At 60.6% G+C, this 1,340-nt stretch carries 2 protein-coding genes; both read left to right on the forward strand.

Annotated features, from left to right (window positions below):
* Positions 1–233, forward strand: a 233-nt coding sequence (locus K5E37_RS29425) for a TOBE domain-containing protein (RefSeq protein WP_260404187.1), incomplete at its 5' end; no start/stop codon positions are given.
* A 48-nt stretch (positions 234–281) separates the two neighbouring features.
* Positions 282–1,325, forward strand: a complete 1,044-nt coding sequence (locus tag K5E37_RS13945) for an ABC transporter substrate-binding protein (protein ID WP_007959933.1) — start codon at positions 282–284, stop codon at positions 1,323–1,325.
* The last annotated feature ends 15 nt before the right edge of the window (positions 1,326–1,340 follow it).

The raw sequence follows: 1,340 nt of genomic DNA on the forward strand, positions 1-1,340 counted from the left end.
GCCTCAACGGTTCGAGCGACCAATGCGTCAACCGCTTCTCCGGGCGGGTGGCCGAATTCATCTATCTGGGCGACCACGTCCGGGTGCGCCTGGAAGTCTGCGGCAAGACCGACTTCTTCGTGAAACAACCGATTGCCGAGCTCGATCCAGCGCTCGCGGTCGGCGACGTGGTTCCGCTTGGCTGGCAGGTCGAGCACGTTCGTGCGCTCGACCCACTTCTAGAGGCGCACTGAAACGCCCCGCAATACCAACACCAACCCTGCACGTGGAGAGAACAATAAATGTTGAGATCCCTGAAGTTCACAGCCCTGACCCTGGGCCTGATGGGTGCGGCAAGCGCAATGGCCGCTGGGCCGGATCTGACTGTGGTGTCGTTTGGCGGGGCGAACAAGGCGGCGCAAGTCAAAGCCTTCTACGCACCGTGGGAAGCGGCGGGCAACGGCAAGATCGTCGCTGGTGAGTACAACGGTGAGATGGCCAAGGTCAAAGCCATGGTCGACACCAAGAGCGTGTCCTGGGATCTGGTAGAGGTTGAATCGCCGGAACTGTCCCGTGGCTGCGACGAAGACATGTTCGAGCAACTGGATCCTGCGTTGTTCGGCAAATCCGAAGACTACGTCAAAGGCGCGATCCAGCCATGTGGCGTGGGCTTCTTCGTGTGGTCGACCGTGCTGGCCTACAACGCCGACAAACTGAAAACCGCACCGACCAGCTGGGCGGATTTCTGGGACACCAAGAAATTCCCGGGCAAGCGCGGCCTGCGCAAAGGCGCCAAGTACACCCTCGAATTCGCACTGATGGCCGACGGCGTTGCGCCGAAAGACGTCTACAAGGAACTGGCCAGCAAGGGCGGTCAGGATCGCGCGTTCAAGAAACTCGACGAGCTGAAACCGAACATCCAGTGGTGGGAAGCCGGCGCCCAGCCGCCGCAATACCTCGCTTCCGGTGACGTGGTCATGAGCTCGGCCTACAACGGTCGTATCGCCGCCGTGCAGAAAGAATCCAACCTGAAAGTGGTGTGGAACGGCGGCATCTACGACTTCGACGCCTGGGCCATCCCGAAAGGCCTGGACGCCAAGCGTGCCGAAGCGGCGAAGAAATTCATCGCGTTCTCGGTGCAGCCGCAACAGCAGAAGACCTACTCGGAAAACATCGCCTACGGCCCGGCCAACTCTCAGGCAGTGCCGTTGCTGGACAAGGCGATCCTGAAAGACATGCCGACCACTCCGGAAAACATCGCCAACCAGGTGCAGATCGACGTCAGCTTCTGGGCTGACAACGGCGAGCAACTGGAGCAGCGCTTCAATTCCTGGGCTGCGAAGTAACCAGAGGGCTCGCTC

The organism is Pseudomonas sp. RIT778, from assembly GCF_019718735.1.
Lineage (GTDB): Bacteria > Pseudomonadota > Gammaproteobacteria > Pseudomonadales > Pseudomonadaceae > Aquipseudomonas > Aquipseudomonas aphyarum.

Excerpts from the sequence above, each read along its gene's own strand:
- K5E37_RS13945 (WP_007959933.1), top strand. The coding sequence starts at position 282 with ATGTTGAGATCCCTGAAGTTCACAGCCCTGACCCTGGGCCTGATGGGT.